Raw genomic sequence first — 678 nt, forward strand, 5'->3', positions numbered from 1 at the left:
GTTGTAACGCGCCCTCTTATGCAAGAATATGTGTTTCCTACGTTAGCGTTTATTGGCGGTCCAGGGGAGTTAGCTTATTGGAGTGAATTGCAACAAGTGTTTCATACGGCCGGTTTCCAAATGCCACCTGTTGTTCCGCGCCTTACAATTACTTATATGGAGCGAGATATAGCGACAGATTTATATGATTTAGATTTGCGAGAAATTGATCCATTTCTAAATGATATAGATAATCTACGTGACAATTGGCTTTCTAATCAAATAGAGGAACCGATAGACGAGCGATTTATAGAAGCGAAAAAAGAAATAATGGATATCCATACATCATTACAACAATTCGTGAAAAAAATAGATCCAGGGTTAAATGAGTTTGCTGGGAAAAATGAACTGAAAATTAATGAGCAAATTGAACTGTTAGAAAGAATGTTGAAAAGAAATGTTGAGAAGAAACATGAGGTTCAACTGAATAAATTCCGCCGTTTACAATTTGCGCTTCGTCCATTAGGAGCACCGCAAGAACGTGTGTGGAATGTGTGTTATTATTTAAATCAGTTCGGCCTTGATTTTGTTGACCGGGTAATGGAACAATCTTTTTCGTGGGACGGAAAACATCATGTAATAAAACTATAGAATCTTGCTCTTTTGAGCAGGATTTTATTTTTATTCTGTTGAATTAAC

1 protein-coding gene is annotated in these 678 nt (G+C 36.6%); it reads left to right on the top strand.

From position 1 onward, the window contains the following. On the top strand, nucleotides 1-630 hold a 630-nt coding region (bshC, locus tag AC1DTM_RS30300), incomplete at its 5' end, for a bacillithiol biosynthesis protein BshC (RefSeq protein ID WP_477001683.1). Nucleotides 631-678: the final 48 nt, after the last annotated feature.

This window comes from Bacillus sp. P4_D3 (assembly GCF_056401855.1).